We start from the raw sequence: 1,703 nt of genomic DNA, 5'->3' as shown, positions 1-1,703 counted from the left end.
TGAAAAATGGCTCACTCATATCACAAAATCATTTCTGATATATTTGCATATATAAGTAGCGTCGGGCTGGTTCAACAACCAGATAAGGCGCAGGCTGCGCTACGCCTATCCTTATTTATTATGTGTTGATTACATTGAAAAATAAATTACTACGAATAATGACAGAGCAAAAACAATAAGAAAGCCTTTTTTTTAAACCTGCATGCATTATCTTCGACTCAGCCATTAATTTAGCTTTTAATTTACGAGCCTCTTCCAAGGGAAGGTTTTCACAATGAGGACAGTATACCTCTCTGTCATTATATTGAAGCCCGCACCTGTGGCACTTACTTGAATTGATCCATGAAATCAAAAAATGTCACCTCAGGTTTTTGACACATAACGCCCAATTCAGCTGCGCCGTAGGCGTCAGCTGGAATTTCTTATTAGCAGTGCCTGACTCCGAACCTGCTCGAACTCATGCTTGCATTGTGTCCATATTAACTCAAGATCATCGTCGTTCTTGCATAAAAGCCTATTTGATTCACGTATATCATCTTGTGTGTAAATATTCCTTAATCCTTGATAAATAGGCACAATATCTTGATCAATTTTATGGGGATTTATTTTCATAGTGTTCTTTAAAAAATAATGCCGTGTAAATTGTTCGTATTTTCTATGGTAAATTTCTCTAGCTTTAAAATAATTACCTTGGCTACCCAACTCTAGCTTTTTTAGTTCTTTATAGTCAGATGGAGAACCAGAGTTTGTTTCATATTTAACGACCATTATCTGATTGAAACGGTATTGGTGAATTGTCCTAAATAAATCACTGAATGAATCTTCAAGTTCATCCATGAGTTTGTCGAGTTTTGTATGTGTATATTGCGCTCTCCATGAAGTGAGAGCTATTGTGGCAACTATGGCACCAACAACTGTAGCAATACTTGCTAACGAAGAAAGTACCTTCGCAATACGTTCCAGCGTATCACCTTCGAAATTAAACAGCTGTCCAATAATAATGCCTGAAATAATTAACAAAGAAGATACTAATATATAAAATCGTATTGAATTCAAGTTGGACTCACTTTATTGGTACTGCTAACGCCGCCATTAAGCGGCAAATGGTGGTTGGCTAAAATTTGGAGCGCAGCGGAAAAAGCCAACCAGTATTTGTCCGTCTTGAATGCCTTTGTTATATTTTTTTACTAGGTATAAAAAACAACATAAAATTGACCACAGGTACACAAAATACTATTGTAAAAAGTTTATGAAAACCAATAGCGCTAACTCGTTTGTATGTTCTATGAATATACAATAGTAAAACTGCAAACATGGCGATAAAATCTAGATAATCACCTAGCATGAAAGTTGCAGTTTCTCCATTTACAACTTCACCACGCTTGATATCAAGAAGCCAAATAATTAACTCAACGCCGATGGGAAGTAAAATCCAGATCGACAGCATACTGCAAAAATAATCAAAACCAGAGTAATGAATTCTATTATTTATTGTATTTGTTGATTGTTGTTCCATAACCTCGTTACTACACAAAATATAACGCCCAATTCAGCTGCGCCGTAGGCGTCAGCTGGAATTGCTTGTGTACGCCCAGCATGGGCGTGAACTAATGAGGTGAAAGTCCTCTGTAGGAAGATCACCGTTTATTAACATGATGTTATTAAACGATAACTACTAGCGAATGGCAAGGGCTTATCCGTGA

At 36.7% G+C, this 1,703-nt stretch carries 2 protein-coding genes; both read right to left on the bottom strand.

Going from position 1 to position 1,703, the window contains the following annotated elements; genetic code table 11:
* Positions 1-408: 408 nt before the first annotated feature.
* The gene (locus JQC92_RS22170; protein WP_205001698.1) at positions 409-1,020 is read right to left on the bottom strand and encodes a hypothetical protein; all 612 of its coding nucleotides are present in this window, start codon (positions 1,018-1,020) and stop codon (positions 409-411) included.
* Between the two features lie 154 nt (positions 1,021-1,174).
* Positions 1,175-1,516: a hypothetical protein gene (locus tag JQC92_RS22165; RefSeq protein ID WP_205001697.1), complete on the bottom strand. Its 342-nt coding sequence runs from the start codon at positions 1,514-1,516 to the stop codon at positions 1,175-1,177.
* Between the last annotated feature and the right edge of the window lie 187 nt (positions 1,517-1,703).

Origin of the sequence: Parashewanella hymeniacidonis, assembly GCF_016900895.1 — a bacterium.
Classification (GTDB): domain Bacteria; phylum Pseudomonadota; class Gammaproteobacteria; order Enterobacterales; family Shewanellaceae; genus Parashewanella; species Parashewanella hymeniacidonis.
The sequence above is the reverse complement of the archived record's forward strand: the minus strand, read 5'-3'. Positions and strand labels throughout refer to the sequence as shown.